Genomic DNA, 21,551 nt, shown 5'->3' with positions numbered 1-21,551 from the left:
TCCCGTCGGTCGCATCTCGTCCATCACGGACTCACCCCCAGTGCTGCAACGATCTGGGCAGTCACGATGGCGACGAACAGGAACGTCACCACGCCGACGAGCGAAGTCTTCGACGCCGAACCGACGCCACAGACTCCGTGGCCGGACGTACACCCTTTGCCGATCCGGGTACCGATCCCGACCAGGATGCCGCCCAGGAACAACCGCCACGGCTGGACGCCCGTCGACCAGAGCGTCACGCCGCCGACCTCGTACAGTTCCCCGGTCGTTCCGGGCTGGTAGAGCGACGTCGTGATCACGCCGGACTGGACCGTCGCCGCGAACGCCAGTGCGCCGAGGATGATCCCGAGCGTGAAGACGACGCGCCAGTCGCGAGACGAGACGTACCGCTGGAATCGCGGCTGGTCCGAGACGTACGACAGCGTCGACTCGAGGAACGTGCTCGCTCCGGCCGGGATGCCGGTGCCGACGTAGATCACGACCGCGCCGAGACCGACGAGGAGCCCGCCGACGGCATAGCGACTGATTCCGTTGGGAAACAGCTCGGCGGCCAACTGTAGCGGTACCGGATCGACTACCATCGGTCGGATTAGTCACCCGCCAGCGATTCCTGGCTGGCTGCGCAGTTGTTCGGCCCGAGCTCGAGTTCGAAGGCTTCCTCGTCGTCGGCCTCCTGTTGGCCGAGGTTCGTCGGGATGATGTCCTCGTAGTTGGCCGGCCGGGGCGGCATGTCCGAGAGGATCAGCTCGATGAACTCGTCTTCGTCCATCGTCAGGGCGTCCATCTCGTCCTCGAGTTGACCGATCGGCGCCGTGTAGGTGCCGTCGTCGGCGGGCTCGGCGGCGTCGCTGAAGTGCGCACCCCCGATGAGGGTGTCGTCGGGCAGGGTCAGCACGCGCTCCTGCAGCGACTCGTAGAGCTGTGCGGCAGCTTCGGGCGCGCCGTCGTCGCCCTCCTCGAGGTCGGGGCGGGCGACGCTTTCGACGAACAGCCCGTCACCGGTCGCGAGCAGTGAGCCGTCGATCAGGTACGACGTCATCCCGGAGGTGTGGCCGGGCGTGTAAACCGTCTCGATCGTAGCCGATCCGACCTCGAACTCGTCGCCGTCTTCGGCCAGCGTCAGCTCGTCGGCGTAGGTAACCCCGCGGTCGACCGACGCCTCGGGAACGACGCCCTCGGCGCCTTCGTCGTCGAGTTCGCGGACGCCCGAGATGTGGTCCGCGTGGATGTGCGTGTCGATCGCGTACGTCAGATCGGCGCCGAGTTCGGCGGCGTCCTCGAGGTAGCGGTCGGTGAACGCGCGCAGCGGATCGATCACGGCCGCCTCGTCGCCGTCGACGAGGAGGTAGCCGAGACAACCGCTCGAGGGACGCTGGTACTGGTAGAGCGTCCCGGACCCGTCGTAGCGCTCGACCTCGACGCGTTCGTAGATGCGCGCCCAGCCGTTCATCCCGTCCTCGAGGTGATCGACGTCGTAGCCGCGCTCTTTCAGCGTCCCAGCGACGTACTCGCTCGAGCCGCCCTTCGCACAGAGGACCGTGATTTCTCGATCGTCGGGAATCCGTGCAAGAACGTCGTCGTCGATCTCGTCCTCGAGGAATTCGAAGTAGGGAATATTGATCGATTCGACGGTCTCGCCGTCGATGCGCCACTCCTCGAAATCCGATTCCATCCGGGTGTCGAGGAGCGTGACCGCCTCGCCGGCGTCAATCCGTGCCTTCAGTTCTTCGGCACTGACCGATTCGATCTCGACGTCTGGTGTTGGAAAGTCCGTGTCGTCCATGTTGTACATCCCTCAGTACCGCCTTCGCGCACTTAAGGCTTTGCATGGTAATTCCCTGACCACACAATACTGATTCTCGGACCGATTCGGGTTATGTAACTCGTATATGCGTTATACTGTATCCTTGAACGCTCACGGGTGAGAACGACCTGCTAATACGACACGGACTGTGGAACGGATGTTCGAATATTGCACAATAACCGATGGGTTTTTATGGGCGCAGTTGGTATTGTGTGATAGCTCCAATACAGAGCACAGCAATAAACATGAGTTCAGAATACACCGTTACGGAGACGCTCGACGTGAAAGGACAGTCCTGCCCGATGCCGATCGTCAAAACCAAACAGGCGATCGACGACCTCGAGGCCGGCGACGTCCTCGAAGTAGTCGCGACGGACTCGGGCAGCATGAGCGACATTCAGGGGTGGGCCGACGGCACCGACGGCGTCGAACTCCTCGAGCAAGAGGAGGGCGACGGCCGCTACACGCACTACGTGAAGAAAACGGAATAATGAGTACGGACAACCCAACGGCGTCGGTCGACGGCGACGGCGAATTCGACGCCGCCGAGTTACAGGCCCTGCGCGAGCGCGTCGACGAACTCGAGGCATCGATCGCGGAGGCGGACGCGGGCGACGATCAAAAGAAGATGACGATCGTCGCGACGCAGGGGAGCTTCGACATGGCGTATCCGCCGTTGATCCTCGCGAGCACGGCCGCCGCGTTCGGCTGGGACGTCGTCGTCTTCCACACGTTCTGGGGGCTCGACATCCTCCACGAGGAGAAGTCGAAGAACCTCAAGCTGAGCGCCGTCGGCAACCCGAACATGCCGGTTCCGAACGCCGTCGCCGCGCTCCCCGGGATGGACACGATGGCCACGAAGCTGATGCAGAAGAAAATCGACGACAACGGGACCGCCACCATCGAGGAGTTGATCGACCTCTCGCTGGAAAGCGGCGTCGACCTGCAGGCCTGTCAGATGACGATCGAGCTGATGGATTACGACGAGGACGACTTCTACGACGGCGTCACCACCGGCGTCGGCGCGGCCACCGCACTGCAACACATGGCCGAATCGGACATCCAGCTGCTGGTCTAAGTCGTAACCGACCTCGAGTCCGGCGTCAGTGCTCTCCCGGCCGTCGCACGCGTCCTCGAGGCGGCCGGCGACGCTTCGCCTGACCGATCGGTATCGCGCAGTTCAGTACTCCGGCCGCTGTGCGCGGATGACGTCCGCAAGCTGGTGTTCCTCGTCGGCGATGAGTTCCGTCAGGTCGTCGGCGGTGATGATTCCGACGAGCTCGTCACCGTCGCAGACCGGCAGTCGTCGAATGCCGTGGTCGGCCATCAGGTTCGTCGCCTCGTAGAACCCCTCGCTTCGATCGATCGTCTGGGGGTCGTCGGTCATCACGTCTTCGGCCGGTAATCCCGACGAGTCCGCATCCTCGGCGAGAACGCGCACGGTTAAGTCACGATCGGTGACGATGCCGACCGGCGAATCGCCGTCGGTGATCACGATGCTACCGACGTCTTCCTCGTTCTAATTGATTGCCACGTGCGTCAACAATCCGGAACGATCTGCGGCCCCGACAGCGGACCGACCCGAGAACCTTCTTTTCGGAGAGCCGCGTCTAGAGCGTCGATGACTCGACTCAGTAACTGGGTCCGCACGCGTTCAGACCGCCGAATTCGACGGCCATCCGGAGGGAGTCGATGATCTCGAACGATTCAGAACGGGCCGGCCGGCGAGCAAAGCAGTTCGGGCGGCCGCTGTCTCGGCTGGCGCTACCGACTGTCCTCGCCCTCGCCCTCGCTACGGCTTCCACCGTCGTCCTCGCAGTCGTCGCCAAGAGAACTCGAGCCTTCGAGCGACGGGTCGACGACCGCGTTGACGACCTCCTCGCGGACGCTCGATCGGCGCCGGGTGGCCGAACGCGGGTCGCGAGCGCCGACCTCGAGGACCTGCCGGCACCCGTCGAACGGTACTTCCGGACCGTCCTCGCGGACGACCAGCGGTACGCCCGGACCGTTCGCATCCGCCAGCGCGGCGAGTTCCGCCTCGGCGGCCAGGGCGGGAAGTGGCGCCCGTTCGAGGCGACCCAGCACGTGGCGACGCGGCCGCCCGGCTTCGTCTGGGACGCCGAGATCGACGTCGCACCCCTGCTCTCGGTCCGGGTTCTCGATCAGTACGGGCGCGGCGAGGGACTGTTGCGAGCGAGACTTCGCGGCGCGATCCCGGTCGCCAGCGCCGGGCCGTCGCCGGAGATGAACGAGGGCGAACTCGTCCGCTACCTCGCCGAAGCCGTGTGGTATCCCACCGCCCTCCTGCCCGCTCGAGGCGTCCACTGGGAACCGATCGACGATCGAACCGCGAAAGCGACCCTCGAGCACCGGAACGCGACCGCGTCGCTCGTCTTTTACTTCAACGATCGGGACGAGGTCGAGCGCGTGACGACCGAGCGCTATCGACAGGAGGCGGACGCCACCGCACCCTGGACCGGCCGCTTCCGCGACTACGAGGTTCGAAGCGGACGCCGGGTTCCGACCCGTGCGACGGTCGAGTGGACGCTCCCGGACGGCGACCTGCCGTACTGGCGAGCGACGATCGACGCGATCGAGTACGACGAGGCCGGCGACGGAAGCCGCTGAGCGGATCGCTCCGGCGGTTACGGGCCCAGTGCAGGCGGTCGCACCGACGAGTCGGTCCCGTCCTGAGAGAGTTCGGCCGCCGCGGTTATCGCGTCCGCCGCGGGGGCGGGCGGGGGACGGCGTCGACACCGCGCAGGGTCTTCGGACCCCAGACAGCGGTGAGTGCGACCGCGAGGGCGATCCAAAGAAGGATCGTGAACGCGTCCGCCCGTTGTGTGACAGCAACGAGTTCGCTGGTGAAGTTGACCATCCCGTGAAACAGGATGACGGCGAGGATGCTGCGCGACGTGTTGTTGTACAGCCACGTGAACGCCACCGAGAGCGGAACGATCCCGATCGTGAACAACCAGAACGCAGCCGTTCCCACGCCGAGGCCGTGCTGATAGGAGCCTTCGACGAAGAACAGCGGGAGGTGCCAGACCGACCAGACGATCCCGAGGAGCAGACTAGCGCCGAGCGCGGACCAGGTCAGTTGCAGTCGATCCAGTACGTAGCCCCGCCAGCCCAGTTCCTCGAGCAGCGGCGGCAGCGTCGCAAAGAACATCGCCGGGAGAATCGAGAGCGGACTCGAGGCGACTCCCGCTACTGCGTCACCCCACGTCGCGCCGGCACCCCCTAGCAGGATGTCCAGCCCGGCCGCGATAACGGTCAGGACGAGCGTGAGAAACAGGATCACGAGCGCCCACGGACCGCCGATGCGACGGACGTCCCGAACGCGGTCCCAGTAGTCCCGTCGTCCCCGTTCGTCGTAGACCAGATACGTGAATCCGATACCGGCGATCCCGGGACCGAACAGCCCCGCTAGCAGCACCACGAATCCCGCCGCGCTGTCGAACCGAAGACCGAAGACGATCGCCCCCAGCCAGAACGACCACGTGATCGCGAACGTCACGGCGAAAAACAGCAACGGACTCGCGACTGAGACCGTCGGTTTCCGGATTCGCGGGTGCGACGTCTCGTTCATCCCATCGCCGCTCCGGAATCGTCGTCACCGACGGCCGTTCCGGCAGCCGTCGACCCGCCGGTCGTCCCGCGGGGCTTTCGACGAACGGCGTGGAAGCCGATCGCCGCGTTTCGTCCTCGAGTGGGAGCGTCGTCTGCGTACATTAGATAGGACTCATAAGACGGGGGCGGCAATAAGCAACGCTCCGAGAAGCAGGTCGTCGTATCGATCGTCAGGCGGTGCGTGTCCGACGGATAGACCGCGTCTACACCGAGCGCAGCAGCCGCGAACCCGAGTCGGCAGGATTACGCGACCGGAGGGGCGGTCTCACCCCGACGCTCGCGGTCGCCCTCGACGTCGTAGCCCAGTCGGCCGTGGGTGAGTACGACCAGAGCGAGCACGGCGACGAGGAGGACGCCGATCTGGACCGTCAGGAGCGTCGTGTACGTCGGTCCGAAGACGAGTTCGTCCGCGAACGGCACGAGGTGGACCGTTCCGGTGTTGAATCCGCCGTGAAGGAACATCATCAGGAGGACGCTTCGGGTGTGGTTGTAGATCCAGGTGTAGAAGAACGAGTAGAGGACGATGCCGACGGCGGTGAGAAGCACCATCCCGACGAGGACGAGCGGATCGGTAATCCCGTGGGACGACCGCGGATCGACGAAGAACACCGGCAAGTGCCAGCACGCCCAGACGGTCCCGAGCAGGAGCGTCGCCCCCAGCGGGCTGTACCGCTCCTGAAGGCGAGACAGCGCGAATCCGCGCCACCCCGGCTCTTCGCCCAACCCGGCCAGAAGCGTGAGGCCGACGAGTGTCGGGAGATAGGTTCGCAGCGGGTCGGGCACCCGCGAGAGTTGCGGTTCGTACCCCAGCAGCGCGAAGCCGACGCCCGCGGCGCCGAAGACGACGATCGGGATCGCGATGGTCGCGGCCCACCAGCGCAGCGGGACGCGCCAGCGACCGACGCGGCCGACCCACTCTCGGATCGACCCGCCGGTGTACCACAGGACGAGGCCGCCGGCGATCGCCGGCCCGAACTGAGCGAGCAGCAGGTTCAGCCCGCCGAACGCACCGCCACGTCCGAGTATCGTCGGGAGAAATCCGAGCCACGAAATGGCGTAGGCGAGGACGAAAAACGCGACGACCGGACGACGGGCGACGCGTTCGCGGACGAAAACCCGACTCATAGCCGTACAATGGTCGCGATCGGCGATAGCCTCGTCGGTGATTCCCGCGGCGTGAACGCACCGTAACGCGCCGACGGGCGGACGGTAGCTCGATATACGACGGCGTACTACGGACGCCCATGGGTGACCGAGAGCCCTCCCGACCGTCGCCGAGGGAATCCGGTGCCGAGACGCCGGCGTTGACCGCACTCGAGAACCGGTACGGCTTCGACGTCTGGGGATTCCTGTTGTTCTCCCACGGCTGGACCTGGTGCTGGTGGAGCGTGCCGATCCTCGCCGGGTGGCACGTCTTTCGATTTCCGGGACTCGTCTTTCTGCTCGTCGGCGGTCTCGGCGTCACGATCGGTGGCGTCGCCATGGCCTGGCTGGTCGGCGGCCGCACGGGGCTCGAAGACCTGTGGCGGCGCCTCGTCGACGTCCGACGAATCCCGGTGCGTTGGGGAGTGGTGACGATCGGTCTCTTCCCGGCGCTCGCGCTGACCGGTGCCGGCATCGCGATCGGCGTCGATGGCGCGACGCAGGCGTTGAGTGCGGCACCCCTTCGATCCTTGCTCGGCGATCCGGTCGCGCTCGTCGGAACGCTGACGGTGATCTTCCTGCTCGGCCCGCTCCACGAGGAGATCGGCTGGCGGGGCTACTGGCTCGATCGCCTCCAATTGCGCTGGAGCGCGCTGACTGCCAGCCTCCTCCTCGGCGGCGCGTGGGCTGCCTGGCACGCGCCGCTGTTCCTGATGGTCGGTTACTTCAGCAGCTGGGACTTCGCCCCGGAACCGACGTGGTTCGCGGTCAACATCCTCGTCGGCGCCGTCCTCTATACCTGGCTGTACAACAACGCGAATCGCAGCGTCCTCGCGGTGATCCTGTTTCACTTCGTCGGGAACGCAACCGGCCAACTCCTCGAGCTCTCGCCGGCCGCGGACCGGTATCAGACGATCGTCACCGCAGCGCTCGTTCTCGCGGTCGTCCGTTGGTGGGGCTCAACTGCGCTCCGTCGTGATGACGAGCAGCCGCGACCGCCGTACTAATTGCCGGCGCCGATCGCAAGACCGCATCGATCTCACGACGTGCGCGCAGTGCCGCCGTCGCGAGCGAGCCGGTCGCATCCCACGTCGCCGACACCCGTACGCGGTTCGCCAGAACGGTATCCGTCACGTCCGTTTGGGACTTCGTAGGGTCCCGAGTGCGATAAAACGGGTGTCGTCGCTCGAGACGGCGTCGAATCGAGGTCGAGAGACCGGCGTCCGTTTCAGTCGTCGGTCGCCGCGCCGCGAGACGTCTCCGGGGCCGGTGCCGGCGGTTCGTGTGTGCCGAATTCGGGATGGGTTTCCTCCATCCAGAGATAGACGACGGCGCCGGAGAGGACCATCGAGACGCCGGTCAGGTAGAACGCGGCCTCGAGGGTCACGAATTCCATCGAGAGTCCGATGAGGATCGCACCGACGCCGTAGCCGGCGTCGCGCCACATCCGGTAGACGCCCATGCCAGTCGACCGCCACGTCGGATGGGCCGCGTCGCTGGGGACGGTCATCAGGTTCGGATAGAGCAGCGCCATTCCGAGCCCGGAGAGTCCGGCGAGAATCGCCCACGCGACGTAGCCGTCGACGAACACCATTCCGAGGACGCCTGCTCCGGCGAGGAACATCCCCGTGACGACCGGCGGACGGCGTCCGATGCGGTCGGCCAGTCCGCCGGTCCCGATCTGGAGGAAGTACATCGCGCTGTGAACCCCGACGACGACCCCGACGGCTTCGATCGCCAATCCCTGACTCGTGAGGTAGAGCGGGACGGCGATCCAGAACAGCGTGTCCACGAAGTTCTCGACGTGGCCAGCCTGGGCCGCTGCGAACAGCGTTCTGTCGCCGTAGGTCGCCCGCTTCAGCACTTCGTCGAACGGAAGGTTTGCGTCGCGGTGGTCGTCGTCGCCCTCGAGCTGTGCGAACTGCACCGTCTCCCCGATGAGAAAGACCGAGATCAGGAACGCAAGCACCACCACGGCGGCGAGGAAGTAGAACGGCTCCGGGCGGAGGCTCGTCTGCCCGGCGATAACGCCCGTGATCCACGCGCCGGCGGCGACGCCGGTGTAGCCGAACGCCTCGTCGATGCCGACGGCGAGCCCGCGCTGTTCGGGGCCGGCGAGATCGATCTTGGCGTTGATCGCCATGCTCCAGGTCAGCGCCTGGTTGATCCCCAACAGCACGTTCCCGACGGTGATCCAACTCCAGCTCGGCGCGAAGATCAGGATCACCGGAATCGGCAGCGCGGTGAGCCAACCGAGGACGAGTACCGGTTTCCGCCCGTACTCCTCGCCCCACTTGCCGGCGTAGAGGTTGAGCAGCGCCTTGACGAAGCCGAAAGAGACGACGAACGAGCCGATGACCAGAAACGACTCGACGCCGAGAACGTCCCCGCCTAAGACCGGAACGACGGTTCGCTCCGATCCGATCGTTAGGCCGGTCGCAAACACCAGCAGAACGTGCAGCGAGAACTGCCCGAGGTGTTCGTGGATGCCCTGACTCAGTTCCGTTCGCTCGCTCATCGGTCGCTCGTACGATCGGTACCCGAATAGGAATGGTGCGGGACATGACCGGTACCGTTAATCACGCCGAGAGCGAACGGCGGTGTATGGGTCTGTACGAGGCTTCGTTTCGGTTGAAACACGAGTGTCCCTACCGAGCGATCTCGGAGCGGTATCCGGACCTCACGATTCGGGAGTGGTATCTAAGCGACTGCCAGGTGCTCGAGATCACCTCGGCGACGGCGCCGACCGACGAGTTACTGGCGGAGATCGAACGGATCGGCACGGTCCTTCATGAGTCGATCGACGACGACGGTCTTCAGGTCGTCACCCGAGCATGTCTCTGCTCGCTCGAGGGGTCGATTCTGGAGCGGTTCGAGGAGCACGACTGCCTGTACCAGCCGCCGACGATTCACCGGCAGGGATGGGAACACTACACGGTGATCGCGTTCGACGAGGCCGACGTCCGGGCTCTGCTTCGGGACCTGGAGGGAGATCGAGACATTGAACTGCTCTCCAAGACCGCCGTCACGGAGCAAGCGATTCCCCACAGTATGCTGGCGCCGGTCGATCAACTGTTCGAGGGACTTACCGACCGCCAGCTGGCGGCGCTACAGTTGGCGCTGGAACACGGCTACTACGAGCAGCCACGAGGGACATCGCTCCGGGAGTTGGCATCGCAGACGTCGATAGCCCGCTCGACCTACGAAGAACACCTGCGGAAAGCGGAGAACAAGCTCATGGCGAACGCCGGCACGTACCTGCGATTGGTGACGTCGCGGACCGGCACGGATCCGCTGGATGCGGGGCGGGCGGAGTCGGCCGGACGGTACGCCGACTGATGTTCAGACAATTCGGTGCTGCAACTTCCGCTCATTCAGCCTGTACCGTCGACTACGGGGACCACCGCAATCGGTGATCAAATCGGACGGAGACGCCGACCGTTACCGAACCACGAGGACGGGAACCGGTGATCGGCGAACGACCTTCTCAGCGACGCTTCCGAGCAGCAGCCGCGAGATATTCGCTTGTCCGTGACTCCCGATAACGATCAGATCGGCCGATTGCTCTTCTGCCTGCGCGACGATACGGTGATCGGGTTCGCCGGTGACGATCTCCGTGTCGAGACGCCGGTCGCGCTCGTCTGCGATTTCGGTCGCCGACTCGAGGATGTCCGATGCGTACTCCTCCGCTCGCTCGTTGACAGACAGTTGCAGTTCGGGGCCGATGGCCTGCGCCCAGCGACTGTCCGGGATCTCGACAACGTAGAGCGCTACAACGGCCGCATCCGGGAAGTTCTCGAACGCGTACTCGAGCGCGTCGGTTGCCGGTGGCGATCCGTCGTACGGAACGAGAATTCGGTCGGCCATACCGAACGGATTCCGTCACCTACTATAAATGTATCACAGTGCACTGAGGCCGTCGGTGCGTAGACGCTGCCGCGTACCGTCTTTGACAGTATGCCGGCCGGAACAGTCGGTCTTTCGCGACGGTCTCGGTGTATAGAACGTTCGCTTCGCCGTGAGAGGGGATTTTTTACCGAAACGATGTACGAGGGGTATGCAGGGACTGCGCTGGCTGCAAATGAGCGAGGAAGAGATGAACGAGTTCCTCGGACGCGGCGGGACGGGCGTACTATCGTTTTCCACGGAGTCGAACGAGCCGCCCGTTTCGATTCCCGTCTCGTACGGCTACAACGCCGATGAGAAATTGCTCTACTACCGGCTCTCGTTCCAGGAGGACAGTCGGAAAGAGGCGCTCGTGGGAAAGTCGGTCACGTTCGTCACGTACGGGCAATCCGACGGCGGCTGGCGAAGCGTCGTCGCGACGGGACGGCTCGAGGAAATAGACGAAGCGCCGTACGAATCACCTCAAGTACAAGGGATGTGGGCGATTCGAATTCCGCTCGTCGACATCTTCGAACGGCCGCCGAAGGAAACGACGTTCCGGTATTTCAGTTTCGATCCCGACACCATGACCGGGCGAAAGGAGGTGACGACCGACGCGTAGTGTGACCCGATACCGCCACGGCTTTCGGAATCCGAAACGCCGGTAGCAGGGAGCCGCTCTCGACCCGAGAACGCCGGTCCCGCGTCCAGATATCGACCGGACTAGCCCCAGAAAGAAGCGTTCCCCAGACAGTAGAGAAACGCGACCCACCCGAGAAACAGCCCGGCGAGTATCACCAGAAAGTCCGCTAACTTCGTCCCGACCAGGAAGTCGTACCCGATGCCGATCGTCAGGAGAACTAACGAGAGACCGATTAACAGATGACACCGCCGCTCCACCTGCGGTTTCATAGTCGGTCTATCACCCACTAGTATAAATAGCGATATCGCTGACAGTCCGTATTGTATCCGTTCCGGTACCGTCAGTCAAACTGAACTCGAACGGTAGTGCCGGCGTGTTTCGACTCTCGACCGCTCGAACGGAGACGACTCTCCGTTACCGGCCTCGAGTCGATCTCGAGTACGTGCTGTGAAATGGGACCACCGTCATCGCGGGAGCGGACGCGTTTCGCAACCCGATCGGTCACCGATTGATCGTCGTACCTGAAACTGGGAGGGACCGGACTGTAGCCACACAACTATACCCGTCAGTGTCGAACGACGGACATGGATCGAGACCCGTCATTTGAGGTACAAACGGCTGGCACTACCGATTTCGGTGACGTAATGCTGATCGGCCTCGCCGACGTCGGCGCGGCGAGTCTGACGGCTATCGACTATCTCGTCGCGAACCTCGAGACGACGCAAGTCGGCCACATCGCGACCCGAAATCTTCCGAGCGTTACGCCGGTCGAAGCGGGACGACCGCGGCAGCCGATCCGACTGTATCGGGTCGACGACGAACCGATAACGATCCTCGTGAGCGAGGTATTTATCCCCGTCTCCGTAGCAGAGCGGTTCGCCCAAACCGTTATGCGCTGGTCGGATACCCTCGACATCGAGGAAATCGGGGTACTTCACGGCACTCCGTTCCCCCACAGCGAGGACGAACACCGCGTTTTCTACGCCGCCACGCCGGACTTTCGGGAAACACACTTCAGCGACGAGACTGGCACCGGCATCGAACCGCTCCCCGGCGGTGTGGTAGACGGAACGACTGGAGCCGTGCTTCGGTACGGACTCGAGACCGGGTCGTCACCGGCGGCCGGGGCCTTCATCACGCCCGCACACGTCCCCGGTCCCGATCTCGAGGCGGCCCTCCAACTCCTCGAAGGCGTCGAATCCTGTTATTCGGTCGACGTCGACGAGCGACGGCTTCGCGAACGGGCGGAGGAGATGAACCGGTACTACGAGGAACTCGCGAATCGGCTCGCGACGCTGCAACAGGAGGACCAACCGATCGATCGACGCGACTTCCCTGAAGATCGAATGTATATGTGAGTCGTTGCTTTCGAACGCGAAACTGAGACCGGCGGAAACGAGCCGGATCTATACACCCGTCCGCGCTATTCGAGGAGCAGACGATACGAAAGGGCGTGCGAATGCGTGTCCGCGTCTCTCCGTGCCCAGCGGACGAGTCACCCGGAGAGGTCGCGGCGTTCGAAATATTCGCTGCTGACGACGACGAGGACGACGACGGCGAGGCAGAGAACCGCGAGATCCGACCACGCGATTTCGCCCTCGACGAGAATCGCTCCGGGGTCGAAGTACCGGGAGAAGGCGATATCCCCGAGCCATTCGTAGTCGGTATCGAACGTGAACGTATCGAGCAAGAACAGCCCGAACACGGCTCCCGCGCCGACGGTCTGTGCGCGACGAATGGAATCGAACGCGACGGAGGCAAGCAGACCGAGCCCGGCGCAGGCGAGCAAATAGACGCTCGAGTACGCGTGGACCGCAAACAGGTCGATGACGTCGATCGACTCGTCGACCGCTCTCACACCGAGAACGACCGCGAGAAACGTGATCGCGTTGACGAGGACGACGCTCGGAACGAGCGAGAGGAACTTGGCGACGACCACTCGCGTCCGCGTCACCGGGAGCGACAGCGTCAGTCCGATCGTCCCCCGCTCGACCTCGCCGGCGAGCGTCGACGCCGCAGCGTACGCGTAATAGATCGCGAGCAACAGCACCCACCCGAACTGGTACAGCTGAGAGACGAGATAGCCCTCGATGGTCGTCAGCGTCGTGACGTTTCCGACGAACGCCCGCGACGCTTCGGGCGGCAGGGACTCGAGGTAGGCGTCGAGATCGACCCCCGTCTCCTGAATCGACGGAAAGAGCGCGACCGTGAGCACGATCAGGGCGACCATCGCACCGGCGAGTAACAGCGACCCGCGGAGTCGACGACCGGCTTCGAACGAGGTGACCTCGAGCATCGGGCGGACGTCAATTCTCGACGCGTGCCGACTCCTTATAGGTACACTGGGGGTCCTCGAGCCCGCTCGCAGTAAGACCCGGTTATCGAGACGCAGCGTCGGTAATAGCTCGTTCCAGGGCGGAACGAGCGCGGTGATTTATCAGTGGGCTGCCCGTCTCGGAGCGGAACGATGGCTCGAGCGCGGACTCCGGAGCGACGGCGGCGCCGCGCGGCAGTCGTCGTAGGGTTCCTTTTGCTCGTCGGGTTGGTGGTGACCAGCGCCGCGACGGCCACGGAACTTCGGGGACGCGACGCGATCGAATCGGTACAGGCCGAGGGGTTGCAAAATGATACGCCGGAAAACGACACGTCGGAAGACGACACGCCGGAAAACGACTCAGTCGGGGAACCGGCGGGCGGTCAGAGCCAACGCCCGGCGGAGACGACGGCCGAAAACGAGTCCTCGGCGCGATCACCTGCGGACGACACGCCCCGGATACCGCCAGCAGAATCGCAGGCGGGCGCACAACTAGTGCAGCAACCCGGCGGCAACGTTACCGCCTCCGTCGCCGAGAACCAGTCCGTTCGCGCGGACGAAGCGACGACGATCGCGCTCGAGGTAACGAACGACGGCGACCGACAGGCGACCGATATCGTCGTGACGGTACAAACCGTAGACGGCGCCGTAACGCTCGGCCCGCCCGCGACGCCGCAGTCGAGCCAATCAGTCGTGGTCGAGGATCTCTGGCCGGGGGACACCGCGATCGTGGACGTCGGCGTCGTCGCTGCGAATGTCGATCCGGAGACGTACCCGCTGTTCGCCAGCGTCCAGTACCGCGTCGACCCCGACTCGCCGATCGACGAGCCACCCCTAACCGAATCCGCCGAGACGAACGAGACCGTCGACGATGACGAAAACGGAACCGTTCGGACCGGCGGGCCGACGCTGCTCGAACTCCCGATCAGCAACGCTCGATCGTTCGAGGTGACGCCCGTCGACGACGAGATACCCGTCGACGGAGACGCCGTCTACGAGGCTCGAATTACGAACGAGGGCGACACCGCCGTAACCGAGGTCGTCGCCACGATCGAGGCCGGGCCGCCGTTGTCGAGCGAATCACCGACGGCGTACGTCGGAACGCTCGAATCAGGTGAATCGGCCACCGCACGATTTGCCCTCGAGTCGTCGTCCGACTCCATCGAGTCGACGACGAGCATCGCGATAACGCTCACGTACGATACCGGCACCGGCGACCGCACGAGTACGGATCCGATGCCGGTTCCGGTCTCGATCGTCCAGACCGACGAGGATACCGACGTCGACGCTCTCGCGCCGTTTGCCGCGGTTGCGATCGTATTCGTTCTCACGGTGATCTGGTGGATCCGCAGGCGTTGATACCCGTTTCCGTCGGTACTCCGACCGGATGGAAAAGCGCTCGAGGCGTGTCGTGCGACGGTCCCCGTGGACGCCCCATCGCGCCGGAGGCTCCCGAGCAACTCGGCAGTCCTAACGGGGCATTCGTTCGACGACGCCGGAGTCACCTTCCACCCTCAACGGGAACTCGAGTTACCAGGCGCCCGTTCTCTCGAGACGGCCGGTACTCACGCGCTGTCGCCGAGGTCTCCGAGGATGCGATCCCCGAACGCGAGAACGAGTGTTGCGCCCACCAGATCGAAGACGAGATCCAGAACGGTATCCCGCTTTCCGTACGAGACGAGCACCGGTTCGACGCCGAGGCGGTTCCCCACGGCGTGAACGGCGTACTCGACGAGTTCCCAGAGGAGGCCGAAGCAGACGACGGCGGCGATGACTCGGGGCCGAGGATCGCGACCACGATGCCGGCTGATCGCGAAAACGGCACCGCCGAGAATCGACGACGAGTGCGTATGCGTGAGGTGATCCCACCACCAGACGTCGTCGTACGGCCCGAGCATTCCGATGGCGTGGGTGATCATCGCAGTTTGGACGTATATCCGCTGCCAGGGTCGAAGCTCGACGCCGGACGCCCGTTCAGCGAGGTCAGGGAGGTACGTTCCGATCGCCGCGACGACGGCGTTGACGACTGCGCCCGGGTCGCGTCGACGGACGCCGAGCCCGAACACCGCGAGCAACGCATACCGAATTCCGCGTTCCACCTCGCGTAATACCGAGGTCTTCATCCTGTCAGTCCGTAATCGTGAGTCGGAGGGCATAGAGATATCGGAATACGGTCCGCTCAGTGCGCTGGGGCCGATTTCGGTTTATCGGTTGCTTTCGAGTGCGTGGCGAGCCCACGTTCGACTCGCTATCCCGTAGAAATCCGGCGGTGCAATATCTCTTGTGTGTATTCCCTTCTCGAAAATACCATCAAGCGTTATATTCACGAGCGATGGGGTGCTGACCGACTCACCGCACGGATATGGGCTCCCTGCGTGAGACTGGGATAGAGCCATTCGTTTTTCTCCCGAAACCAAACCGATGGGACGAGATCAGCTACTCTCACGACGGCGGATGCTCGAGTTGACGGGTGTTACGAGCGCGACGGTGTGTATCGCCGGCTGCGGCGGCGGTGATGACGGCGGTAATGGCGGTAACGGTGGTAACGGAGGTAATGGCGGCAATGGCGGTAACGGCATCGAAATCGAACCCGGTGCGCAGATCGAGTTCGACGGACAGACGCCCGGCTGGGTCGGTATCGCGCCTGATCCGATCGCAGACGAAGAAAATCCGACGCTCATCCTCCAAGAAGGGGAAACGTACGAAATGGGCTGGACCCAGGGCGACGGCGCCCAGCACAACATCGAAATCCACGACGAAAACGAAGAGATCGTCGACGATCTCCAAACCGAAGTGGTCACCGAACCCGAAGATCAGTGGCTCGAGTTCGAGGCTTCCAGTGAGATGGTCACGTATATCTGCCAGGTCCATCCAACGACGATGATCGGCGATATTCAAGTCCAATCGTAACACATCGGTACCGGGTTCGGATCGCGTTTCAGACCGATCGGTCACCAGAAGACACTCTCATTCGATCCGAAACATATCACCTTTTGGGAACTTGCTGCAGGCACTTATACATGTCCGATGTACGGCCGAGTACGACCAATGAGAAGGTGTCCGATCGTGGACCGTGACGGCGTCGAACGGTGTACGTGTATGGTTAGTGACGTCTTTAGGTTGCTGGCGAACGATCGGCGACGCGCCGTCGTTGCCGCTCTCGAGGATGCAGAAAACGACTGGCGCAGCGTCGACGAACTGTGCAAACAGGTGGGAACGCGGACAAACACGAGTCCCGAATCCGCAGCGGTCGAACTCCACCACATACACCTCCCGCAGCTCGAGGACTGCGGAGTGATCGAATACGACGCCGCAAGCGAATCGGTTCGATACTACCACTGCGAACTCGTTTCGAAGGTTCTCACTGCGGTCGAGACGAGTACGACCGATTGCCGGCTCGGGTGAAGGCCCGGAATCGTCAGTTACTCGAATGACAGCTTAGTGGCGATTTGACTCTATCAATCGACGGCTCTGTTGAAATCCTATTAGTTCGACACCTTTCCGCTGAACCAGCCGTTAGGTAGGACTGCGAGTCTACCACTATTAACCGGGTTGGCTAAGAAGCATCAAGCGATGAACTCTGAAAAGCGAGAACATGTCTATGGGAAGGAAGAGTATTACTGGGGAACGGAACCGAACCAAATGGCCGAACGAACGGTCGAAATCGCGTCCAGCATAGCGAACGAACCAACAGCTATCGACATCGGAGCTGGCGAAGGGAGGGACTCCGTTCTCTTCGCCGAGCACGGCTGGAAAGTGTATGCTGTCGATGTGTCTCGGAACGGTTTGGAGAAGGCAAAACGACTCGCCGAGCGTCGAGCCGTCGATATTGAAACGATTCGGGCAGATGCGAACGGACTGACCCTCCCTACGAACGTTGATGTTGTCTACTCGGCAGGGACAGTCCAGTATATCCATCCTGAAAACCGGAATCGACAGTTCGACCATTTCAAGTCTCAAACGAACGCCAACGGGGTTCACGCTATCTTCGCGTTCGTCGACCACCCCGAAATCCCAACGCCGCCGGACTGGACGGAAAACGAGTACTTTTACGATCCGGGCGAACTGGCAAACCACTACGAGGACTGGAAGACGATTCAATACGACGAGATTGTATTTGACGATGACTCTGGGAACGAACCGCACCAGCATGCGGCGGAGATTCTGTTTGCGCAAAATCCGGGTGAGTGAGCCTCGTCTGGTATGAACCGTTAAACCTACGCTCTCTATTGAACGTTCAGAGTGCCTTTTCGATGTTGTGAGTGAGACTGCCGACAACGAGTTCACGGAACTGCTTCCACCAGCGCCGTGAGCGGATGAATGCGCCATATTTCCGTTTAAGGCGAGAGTTCACCGTCTCGTTCTGACTACGTTGCCCGTAGAGGTCGGCGTCTAGCCGAGCATTCCACGCTTTGTGGAGCGACGAAAAATCTCGGTGCTTGATCAGGGGGCGAATGCCATCTTCACGGGCTAACGCGCGAATCTTCTGGTCGTCGTATCCCTTGTCGCCGAGGGGAATCGTTACTTTACCGGTATTCCGCTTGATGAGCGACGGCGCGATCTTCGAGTCGTGTTTTCTGATCGTCGTCACGTGGAGATCGAGGATGGCATTCGCTCTCGTATCCACGAGAAGTGTAATTTTCAATTGCTGAATCGTCAGCTTCGTTCGCTTCGTGTAGTGTTTCGAGGCGTGACTCCGGTCAAATCCGGAGGCATCGATCCCGACGACACCGTTAGTCGGGAGGAGTGTGACCGAGAGGTTGAGCAGGACGCGCCAAACCGCCATACCAAGCCTATCGAACGCTTTGCACAGCGTTGACGGCGCAGGGAGTTCGGTGAGATTAATCGCTTTCCGAATGCGGGGCATCTCGATGAGTTCGTCGAGGAGAGTTCGATAGGTCGTGTCCTTCCGCACTTTAAGACACAGGAGAACGATGTGCTGATGACGTGAGTACCGTCGTTTCGAGAACTTCGAAGAGTAGCGAGCGACAGCTCGACGAGCCAAGTGAAATGCCTGCTCAACAAACCGGAGTACCCGCGACTTTGGGAGGGCTTGCATCCGGTCAAACTACCGATCGAACCTGTAACTCTCTGAGGGTTTCAACAGAGCCCAATCGACTATTCACCCGCTATGTAGTACCCGTCTTGTGGCACACTCGGCGGAATATCTCGATCGATGTACGGCGACACGATTCCGCAGTGCAGGCCACCGGTCACCGAGCGCTACGACCGACGGCGAACTCTCGAGTTGCGGATCGACTACCGGCTCCGCGGACGGGTGGGCGGAACTGGCGTGCTCATCGGATGACGGTCACCGGAACCGGCGCTCGTCGGACAATGGTCTCAGCTACGCTGCCATACAGCGGCCGTTCGGCGTCGAGCCGTCCGTGCGATCCCAGAACGATGTGATCGCTGTCCTCGTCGATAGCGTACTCGACGATGAGTCGTTTCGGATCGCCGATGTCCGATTCGGTCGCGACCGAGCGATCGTAGTCCCCGGCGATCTCGGCTACGTCGTCGAAAATGCGATCCGTCGCTTCGGCCACGGCTCGGTCCCACGCGTTCGATCCGATCATCGGTTCGTACGTCGAGTCGACGCCGACGGCGTCGGGGGTGAACGGATCGACTGCGTGGTACGCCGTGATCTCGGCGTCGGGAAACTCTCGCAGCGCGTAACGAAGCGCACGCGAAGAGAGCGGCGAGCCGTCGACCGGAACGAGTACCGTTCGGACCATGCAGGAGCTTCGGTCTCGAGGACGATAGCGTCACGGGTGTCTGTGGCGACCGGTACCGGTGCCGTTCGTCCGAGCGGCTCGCGATGATGCCAGTAGCGCGGCGAATCGCATCCCGTCGCCGTCACGGCTGCTCGAGAGTTGTTCTAAATCGTCCGTTCGTCGGTCCGTCGTTCGGTCAGGTCACCGGTTGTTCAGGCACCGTGACAGAAGTGATACCGTATTAACTCGTCTCGCCGCGTAGCCGCAGTCGGGGTATCTATGCCAATAGATGACCTTTCCCGAAGCGACGTCGTAACTGCCGATCCAGACACACCCGTCAGCGACCTCGGGGCGAAGATGGACGACGAAAACGTCGGCAGCGTCGTGATCACTGAGAACGGAAGTCCGGTCGGCATCGTCACCGATCGCGATCTGACCGTGCGGGTGCTCGCCGACGGGACCGACCCGACCGACCAGACCGCCGAGGACGTGATGACCGAGGATCCCGAAACGCTCGAGACGGACGCCGGATTCTACGAGGCGACGAACCTGATGGCCGATCACGGCATCCGCCGGGTCCCCGTCTGCGAGGGCGACGAACTCGTCGGGATCATCACCGCCGACGACCTGACGGAACTCATCGCCGACGAAGAACAGCAACTCGCGGACGTCATCCGCGCGCAACGACCGGAGTACTGATCCACCTTCGAAGGGGACTCGCTGTCCGCAGGCGATTCCACGCGGTCGCTGCACCTGCGTACCGCACCCTCGGTCACCTCGGGCGGAGCCACGATACTCACGCCTCGCAGTACCGTTCGGGGACGTACGGACGCAGCGAGGACGGGACCAGCCGAACGAGCCGTTCGGCGAGGGTTGCGAGCGGCTTTCGCAACAGAACGTAGACGGCCGACACCGCGAGGAGCGAGAGCGCGATGGCGGACACCGGTCCGTCAGCCACGCCGACGAGCGGGGCCGCTGCAACGCCAGCTAGCCCGAGGTCCTCCGGAGCACCGTCGTAACGCACCCAGCGCCGCGGACGGATCCAGCGGCCGTGATAGTGGCTGTAGACCGCCCGCTCGGAGCCCGCGAGCCACGGGCGCAACTCGAGGCCGCCGCCGACGGCGTCGGTCACGGCGTGTGTCGCCGCCGCGGCGAGGCCGACGGCGAGCGCAACGGTCGCCGTCGACGGCACGACGGCTGCAAGTGCAATCGCAGGTCCCGCCGCGAGGGTAGCGTACACGGGGTAATGGAGCGTCTTCCGGTGGCCGGCGTAGAGATCGAGGTCGGGGGCGAGTCCGCCGACGAGTCCGGCAAGAAACGCAGCAGGGGCAAACTCCGGGGCGGTCGCGAGGACGGGAAGTGCGAGTACCATCCCCCAGAGCGCGTGGGTCGTCGCCATCATCGTGACCCCTCATAGAGGACAGAACGGTAAATAGTTACCCGTCGTCCCGACCGAGTTCGACCGCCACACCAAACGCGAACTCGAGCCGATTCGTGGATAACGCGGCGGTCGATATCGACCGTAACACGGGTCTCGATGTGTGACCCGACGAGGGGACGACGACCGCCGCGGGCGCTTACTCCGACTGGTCTCGGCTCGAGCGCTGGGCGAACGTCGGCGGAGCGATCGCGTGTCGAATCCCCGTCCACTCGTCGACGGTTAGTTCGTAGACTCGGGTTTGTTCCGTCTCGCTGGCAGTTTCGAGGAGTTCCGGCCGCCAGATCGGCGTTTGCGCGTCGGTGATCGCGGCTCGCTCGTCGTCCGAGAGTCGGCGTAACGACCCCGTCGCGAGGACGCTGCGCCAGTGAAACATCGTCTCGGCGCTGTAGACGAGGAAGCTGACAGTCTCGGCCCGGTCAGAGAGCGTTGCTTTGCGACTCTCCGCGCCGACAACGTAGACGAAGTACAGCGTCGATCCGCCGTCGTATCCGTAGGACATCGGAATCTGGTAGGGCGTTCCTTCGGTGGGCAAGCCGAGGACGCCGAGACTCTGCGTTTTGAGAAACTGTTCGATTTCCTCGTCCGCCATCCGTTCCATGCCGTACTCGGTGAGCTCGTCGATAGTCATCCCTACCACGAGATATGCGACCAATCCACATAGTATGTAGCCCGAAATCGATCGCTCTCGTGATCACATGTTCGGCGTTTGGATTTTCACAAAATATAAAATAAACAACACTATCCCTCCGATGTCGAGCTAATAAGCATTTAGGAGAGCCAAATCGATCCCGAAGGATGGATTGGGTAGATGACTTATTTTCAGCATTGAGAGGAAGAAGTTGATTAGCATGTGTGCAGAAGTAGGCAATCCTCGTTGTATCCATCTGAAAACGTCATTAAAACTAAAACTACTATAGTTTTTAGGCTCACCTAGACCATATGCTATCAGCCACAACGAAGCACGAAATCCCCAC

At 62.8% G+C, this 21,551-nt stretch carries 27 protein-coding genes; 12 read left to right on the top strand and 15 right to left on the bottom strand.

Annotated features, from left to right (window positions below; genetic code table 11):
- Positions 1–23: 23 nt before the first annotated feature.
- Positions 24–581, bottom strand: coding sequence for a YeeE/YedE family protein (locus ATJ93_RS18640; protein ID WP_120246168.1), 558 nt, complete (start codon positions 579–581; stop codon positions 24–26).
- Between the two features lie 8 nt (positions 582–589).
- Positions 590–1,783, bottom strand: coding sequence for an MBL fold metallo-hydrolase (locus tag ATJ93_RS18635; protein ID WP_120246501.1), 1,194 nt, complete (start codon positions 1,781–1,783; stop codon positions 590–592).
- 266 nt (positions 1,784–2,049) lie between these two features.
- Here ATJ93_RS18635 and ATJ93_RS18630 point away from each other — a divergent pair, with 266 nt between their 5' ends.
- Both ATJ93_RS18630 and ATJ93_RS18625 read left to right on the top strand, forming a co-directional pair.
- The gene (locus ATJ93_RS18630; RefSeq protein WP_120246167.1) at positions 2,050–2,295 is read left to right on the top strand and encodes a sulfurtransferase TusA family protein; all 246 of its coding nucleotides are present in this window, start codon (positions 2,050–2,052) and stop codon (positions 2,293–2,295) included.
- Positions 2,295–2,882, top strand: a complete 588-nt coding sequence (locus ATJ93_RS18625; RefSeq protein ID WP_120246166.1) for a DsrE/DsrF/DrsH-like family protein — start codon at positions 2,295–2,297, stop codon at positions 2,880–2,882. Before ATJ93_RS18630 ends, ATJ93_RS18625 begins: the two co-directional genes overlap by 1 nt.
- Positions 2,883–2,984: 102 nt before the next feature.
- On the opposite strand, the gene ATJ93_RS18620 is transcribed toward ATJ93_RS18625, so the two are convergent.
- Positions 2,985–3,302, bottom strand: a complete 318-nt coding sequence (locus tag ATJ93_RS18620) for a CBS domain-containing protein (protein ID WP_120246165.1) — start codon at positions 3,300–3,302, stop codon at positions 2,985–2,987.
- A 194-nt stretch (positions 3,303–3,496) separates the two neighbouring features.
- Between ATJ93_RS18620 and ATJ93_RS18615 the strand changes: the two genes are divergently transcribed.
- Positions 3,497–4,432 (top strand): DUF6920 family protein, encoded by a 936-nt coding sequence (locus ATJ93_RS18615; RefSeq protein WP_211334093.1) that lies wholly within the window; start codon positions 3,497–3,499, stop codon positions 4,430–4,432.
- Between the two features lie 85 nt (positions 4,433–4,517).
- Here ATJ93_RS18615 and ATJ93_RS18610 read toward each other — a convergent pair whose 3' ends face one another.
- From ATJ93_RS18610 to ATJ93_RS18605, 3 genes are all read right to left on the bottom strand, one after another.
- A complete protein-coding gene (locus tag ATJ93_RS18610; RefSeq protein ID WP_120246164.1) occupies positions 4,518–5,396 on the bottom strand; it encodes a CPBP family intramembrane glutamic endopeptidase in 879 nt (292 codons plus the stop codon).
- Positions 5,393–5,539: a hypothetical protein gene (locus ATJ93_RS23795; protein ID WP_170155609.1), complete on the bottom strand. Its 147-nt coding sequence runs from the start codon at positions 5,537–5,539 to the stop codon at positions 5,393–5,395. The genes ATJ93_RS18610 and ATJ93_RS23795 overlap by 4 nt, the downstream gene beginning before the upstream one ends.
- 141 nt (positions 5,540–5,680) lie before the next feature.
- Entirely contained in the window at positions 5,681–6,562 is an 882-nt protein-coding gene (locus ATJ93_RS18605) for a CPBP family intramembrane glutamic endopeptidase (protein ID WP_120246163.1), read from the bottom strand.
- A gap of 119 nt (positions 6,563–6,681) precedes the next feature.
- Between ATJ93_RS18605 and ATJ93_RS18600 the strand changes: the two genes are divergently transcribed.
- Positions 6,682–7,587, top strand: a complete 906-nt coding sequence (locus ATJ93_RS18600) for a CPBP family intramembrane glutamic endopeptidase (protein WP_120246162.1) — start codon at positions 6,682–6,684, stop codon at positions 7,585–7,587.
- Between the two features lie 221 nt (positions 7,588–7,808).
- Here the strand turns inward: ATJ93_RS18600 and ATJ93_RS18595 are convergent, their stop codons facing one another.
- Entirely contained in the window at positions 7,809–9,098 is a 1,290-nt protein-coding gene (locus tag ATJ93_RS18595) for an MFS transporter (RefSeq protein WP_120246161.1), read from the bottom strand.
- An 86-nt stretch (positions 9,099–9,184) separates the two neighbouring features.
- On the opposite strand from ATJ93_RS18595, the gene ATJ93_RS18590 reads away from it, so the two are divergent.
- The gene (locus ATJ93_RS18590) at positions 9,185–9,919 is read left to right on the top strand and encodes a helix-turn-helix domain-containing protein (RefSeq protein WP_120246499.1); all 735 of its coding nucleotides are present in this window, start codon (positions 9,185–9,187) and stop codon (positions 9,917–9,919) included.
- Positions 9,920–10,021: 102 nt separating this feature from the next.
- Here ATJ93_RS18590 and ATJ93_RS18585 read toward each other — a convergent pair whose 3' ends face one another.
- Positions 10,022–10,447, bottom strand: coding sequence for a universal stress protein (locus ATJ93_RS18585; RefSeq protein WP_120246160.1), 426 nt, complete (start codon positions 10,445–10,447; stop codon positions 10,022–10,024).
- A 190-nt stretch (positions 10,448–10,637) separates the two neighbouring features.
- On the opposite strand from ATJ93_RS18585, the gene ATJ93_RS18580 reads away from it, so the two are divergent.
- Positions 10,638–11,087, top strand: coding sequence for a pyridoxamine 5'-phosphate oxidase family protein (locus tag ATJ93_RS18580; protein ID WP_120246159.1), 450 nt, complete (start codon positions 10,638–10,640; stop codon positions 11,085–11,087).
- A 101-nt stretch (positions 11,088–11,188) separates the two neighbouring features.
- On the opposite strand, the gene ATJ93_RS18575 is transcribed toward ATJ93_RS18580, so the two are convergent.
- Positions 11,189–11,377 (bottom strand): hypothetical protein, encoded by a 189-nt coding sequence (locus ATJ93_RS18575; RefSeq protein WP_120246158.1) that lies wholly within the window; start codon positions 11,375–11,377, stop codon positions 11,189–11,191.
- Between the two features lie 315 nt (positions 11,378–11,692).
- Here ATJ93_RS18575 and ATJ93_RS18570 point away from each other — a divergent pair, with 315 nt between their 5' ends.
- Positions 11,693–12,466, top strand: a complete 774-nt coding sequence (locus tag ATJ93_RS18570) for a proteasome assembly chaperone family protein (protein ID WP_120246157.1) — start codon at positions 11,693–11,695, stop codon at positions 12,464–12,466.
- Positions 12,467–12,603: 137 nt separating this feature from the next.
- Here ATJ93_RS18570 and ATJ93_RS18565 read toward each other — a convergent pair whose 3' ends face one another.
- A complete protein-coding gene (locus ATJ93_RS18565) occupies positions 12,604–13,404 on the bottom strand; it encodes an ABC transporter permease subunit (protein ID WP_120246156.1) in 801 nt (266 codons plus the stop codon).
- Between the two features lie 171 nt (positions 13,405–13,575).
- Between ATJ93_RS18565 and ATJ93_RS18560 the strand changes: the two genes are divergently transcribed.
- Positions 13,576–14,781: a COG1361 S-layer family protein gene (locus ATJ93_RS18560; protein ID WP_120246155.1), complete on the top strand. Its 1,206-nt coding sequence runs from the start codon at positions 13,576–13,578 to the stop codon at positions 14,779–14,781.
- 206 nt (positions 14,782–14,987) lie between these two features.
- On the opposite strand, the gene ATJ93_RS18555 is transcribed toward ATJ93_RS18560, so the two are convergent.
- Positions 14,988–15,545 carry a hypothetical protein gene (locus tag ATJ93_RS18555; protein WP_120246154.1) on the bottom strand — a complete coding sequence of 186 codons (558 nt, stop codon included), beginning with the start codon at positions 15,543–15,545 and terminating at the stop codon, positions 14,988–14,990.
- A gap of 298 nt (positions 15,546–15,843) precedes the next feature.
- Between ATJ93_RS18555 and ATJ93_RS18550 the strand changes: the two genes are divergently transcribed.
- The 3 genes from ATJ93_RS18550 to ATJ93_RS18540 all read left to right on the top strand — a co-directional run bounded on the left by ATJ93_RS18550 (position 15,844) and on the right by ATJ93_RS18540 (position 17,613).
- Positions 15,844–16,332, top strand: a complete 489-nt coding sequence (locus ATJ93_RS18550; RefSeq protein ID WP_245977689.1) for a PKD domain-containing protein — start codon at positions 15,844–15,846, stop codon at positions 16,330–16,332.
- A gap of 189 nt (positions 16,333–16,521) precedes the next feature.
- On the top strand, positions 16,522–16,827 hold the full coding sequence (locus ATJ93_RS18545) for a winged helix-turn-helix domain-containing protein (RefSeq protein WP_245977688.1): 306 nt from the start codon (positions 16,522–16,524) through the stop codon (positions 16,825–16,827).
- A 168-nt stretch (positions 16,828–16,995) separates the two neighbouring features.
- Positions 16,996–17,613: a class I SAM-dependent methyltransferase gene (locus ATJ93_RS18540; RefSeq protein ID WP_120246151.1), complete on the top strand. Its 618-nt coding sequence runs from the start codon at positions 16,996–16,998 to the stop codon at positions 17,611–17,613.
- 46 nt (positions 17,614–17,659) lie between these two features.
- Here the strand turns inward: ATJ93_RS18540 and ATJ93_RS18535 are convergent, their stop codons facing one another.
- Together ATJ93_RS18535 and ATJ93_RS18530 are read right to left on the bottom strand one after the other, a co-directional pair.
- Positions 17,660–18,481: an IS5 family transposase gene (locus ATJ93_RS18535; protein ID WP_120246150.1), complete on the bottom strand. Its 822-nt coding sequence runs from the start codon at positions 18,479–18,481 to the stop codon at positions 17,660–17,662.
- Between the two features lie 238 nt (positions 18,482–18,719).
- Positions 18,720–19,157, bottom strand: a complete 438-nt coding sequence (locus ATJ93_RS18530; RefSeq protein ID WP_120246149.1) for a universal stress protein — start codon at positions 19,155–19,157, stop codon at positions 18,720–18,722.
- Positions 19,158–19,415: 258 nt separating this feature from the next.
- Here ATJ93_RS18530 and ATJ93_RS18525 point away from each other — a divergent pair, with 258 nt between their 5' ends.
- The gene (locus ATJ93_RS18525) at positions 19,416–19,835 is read left to right on the top strand and encodes a CBS domain-containing protein (protein WP_120246148.1); all 420 of its coding nucleotides are present in this window, start codon (positions 19,416–19,418) and stop codon (positions 19,833–19,835) included.
- Positions 19,836–19,932: 97 nt separating this feature from the next.
- On the opposite strand, the gene ATJ93_RS18520 is transcribed toward ATJ93_RS18525, so the two are convergent.
- Positions 19,933–20,538: a metal-dependent hydrolase gene (locus ATJ93_RS18520; RefSeq protein ID WP_120246147.1), complete on the bottom strand. Its 606-nt coding sequence runs from the start codon at positions 20,536–20,538 to the stop codon at positions 19,933–19,935.
- A 175-nt stretch (positions 20,539–20,713) separates the two neighbouring features.
- Positions 20,714–21,205, bottom strand: a complete 492-nt coding sequence (locus ATJ93_RS18515; protein WP_120246146.1) for a pyridoxamine 5'-phosphate oxidase family protein — start codon at positions 21,203–21,205, stop codon at positions 20,714–20,716.
- Positions 21,206–21,551: the final 346 nt, after the last annotated feature.

It is taken from the genome of Halopiger aswanensis (assembly GCF_003610195.1).
Lineage (GTDB): Archaea > Halobacteriota > Halobacteria > Halobacteriales > Natrialbaceae > Halopiger > Halopiger aswanensis.
This window is presented reverse-complemented; position numbering and strand designations above follow the sequence as displayed.

What these genes read in the sequence shown, in the direction of transcription:
- ATJ93_RS18640 (WP_120246168.1), bottom strand. Translation starts at nt 581, where the DNA reads ATGGTAGTCGATCCGGTACCGCTACAGTTGGCCGCCGAGCTGTTTCCC.
- ATJ93_RS18635 (WP_120246501.1), bottom strand. Translation starts at nt 1,783, where the DNA reads ATGGACGACACGGACTTTCCAACACCAGACGTCGAGATCGAATCGGTC.
- ATJ93_RS18630 (WP_120246167.1), top strand. Translation starts at nt 2,050, where the DNA reads ATGAGTTCAGAATACACCGTTACGGAGACGCTCGACGTGAAAGGACAG.
- ATJ93_RS18625 (WP_120246166.1), top strand. Translation starts at nt 2,295, where the DNA reads ATGAGTACGGACAACCCAACGGCGTCGGTCGACGGCGACGGCGAATTC.
- ATJ93_RS18615 (WP_211334093.1), top strand. Translation starts at nt 3,497, where the DNA reads ATGATCTCGAACGATTCAGAACGGGCCGGCCGGCGAGCAAAGCAGTTC.
- ATJ93_RS18610 (WP_120246164.1), bottom strand. Translation starts at nt 5,396, where the DNA reads ATGAACGAGACGTCGCACCCGCGAATCCGGAAACCGACGGTCTCAGTC.
- ATJ93_RS23795 (WP_170155609.1), bottom strand. Translation starts at nt 5,539, where the DNA reads ATGTACGCAGACGACGCTCCCACTCGAGGACGAAACGCGGCGATCGGC.
- ATJ93_RS18605 (WP_120246163.1), bottom strand. Translation starts at nt 6,562, where the DNA reads ATGAGTCGGGTTTTCGTCCGCGAACGCGTCGCCCGTCGTCCGGTCGTC.
- ATJ93_RS18600 (WP_120246162.1), top strand. Translation starts at nt 6,682, where the DNA reads ATGGGTGACCGAGAGCCCTCCCGACCGTCGCCGAGGGAATCCGGTGCC.
- ATJ93_RS18595 (WP_120246161.1), bottom strand. Translation starts at nt 9,098, where the DNA reads ATGAGCGAGCGAACGGAACTGAGTCAGGGCATCCACGAACACCTCGGG.
- ATJ93_RS18590 (WP_120246499.1), top strand. Translation starts at nt 9,185, where the DNA reads ATGGGTCTGTACGAGGCTTCGTTTCGGTTGAAACACGAGTGTCCCTAC.
- ATJ93_RS18585 (WP_120246160.1), bottom strand. Translation starts at nt 10,447, where the DNA reads ATGGCCGACCGAATTCTCGTTCCGTACGACGGATCGCCACCGGCAACC.
- ATJ93_RS18580 (WP_120246159.1), top strand. Translation starts at nt 10,638, where the DNA reads ATGCAGGGACTGCGCTGGCTGCAAATGAGCGAGGAAGAGATGAACGAG.
- ATJ93_RS18575 (WP_120246158.1), bottom strand. Translation starts at nt 11,377, where the DNA reads ATGAAACCGCAGGTGGAGCGGCGGTGTCATCTGTTAATCGGTCTCTCG.
- ATJ93_RS18570 (WP_120246157.1), top strand. Translation starts at nt 11,693, where the DNA reads ATGGATCGAGACCCGTCATTTGAGGTACAAACGGCTGGCACTACCGAT.
- ATJ93_RS18565 (WP_120246156.1), bottom strand. Translation starts at nt 13,404, where the DNA reads ATGCTCGAGGTCACCTCGTTCGAAGCCGGTCGTCGACTCCGCGGGTCG.
- ATJ93_RS18560 (WP_120246155.1), top strand. Translation starts at nt 13,576, where the DNA reads ATGGCTCGAGCGCGGACTCCGGAGCGACGGCGGCGCCGCGCGGCAGTC.
- ATJ93_RS18555 (WP_120246154.1), bottom strand. Translation starts at nt 15,545, where the DNA reads ATGAAGACCTCGGTATTACGCGAGGTGGAACGCGGAATTCGGTATGCG.
- ATJ93_RS18550 (WP_245977689.1), top strand. Translation starts at nt 15,844, where the DNA reads ATGGGACGAGATCAGCTACTCTCACGACGGCGGATGCTCGAGTTGACG.
- ATJ93_RS18545 (WP_245977688.1), top strand. Translation starts at nt 16,522, where the DNA reads ATGGTTAGTGACGTCTTTAGGTTGCTGGCGAACGATCGGCGACGCGCC.
- ATJ93_RS18540 (WP_120246151.1), top strand. Translation starts at nt 16,996, where the DNA reads ATGAACTCTGAAAAGCGAGAACATGTCTATGGGAAGGAAGAGTATTAC.
- ATJ93_RS18535 (WP_120246150.1), bottom strand. Translation starts at nt 18,481, where the DNA reads ATGCAAGCCCTCCCAAAGTCGCGGGTACTCCGGTTTGTTGAGCAGGCA.
- ATJ93_RS18530 (WP_120246149.1), bottom strand. Translation starts at nt 19,157, where the DNA reads ATGGTCCGAACGGTACTCGTTCCGGTCGACGGCTCGCCGCTCTCTTCG.
- ATJ93_RS18525 (WP_120246148.1), top strand. Translation starts at nt 19,416, where the DNA reads ATGCCAATAGATGACCTTTCCCGAAGCGACGTCGTAACTGCCGATCCA.
- ATJ93_RS18520 (WP_120246147.1), bottom strand. Translation starts at nt 20,538, where the DNA reads ATGATGGCGACGACCCACGCGCTCTGGGGGATGGTACTCGCACTTCCC.
- ATJ93_RS18515 (WP_120246146.1), bottom strand. Translation starts at nt 21,205, where the DNA reads ATGACTATCGACGAGCTCACCGAGTACGGCATGGAACGGATGGCGGAC.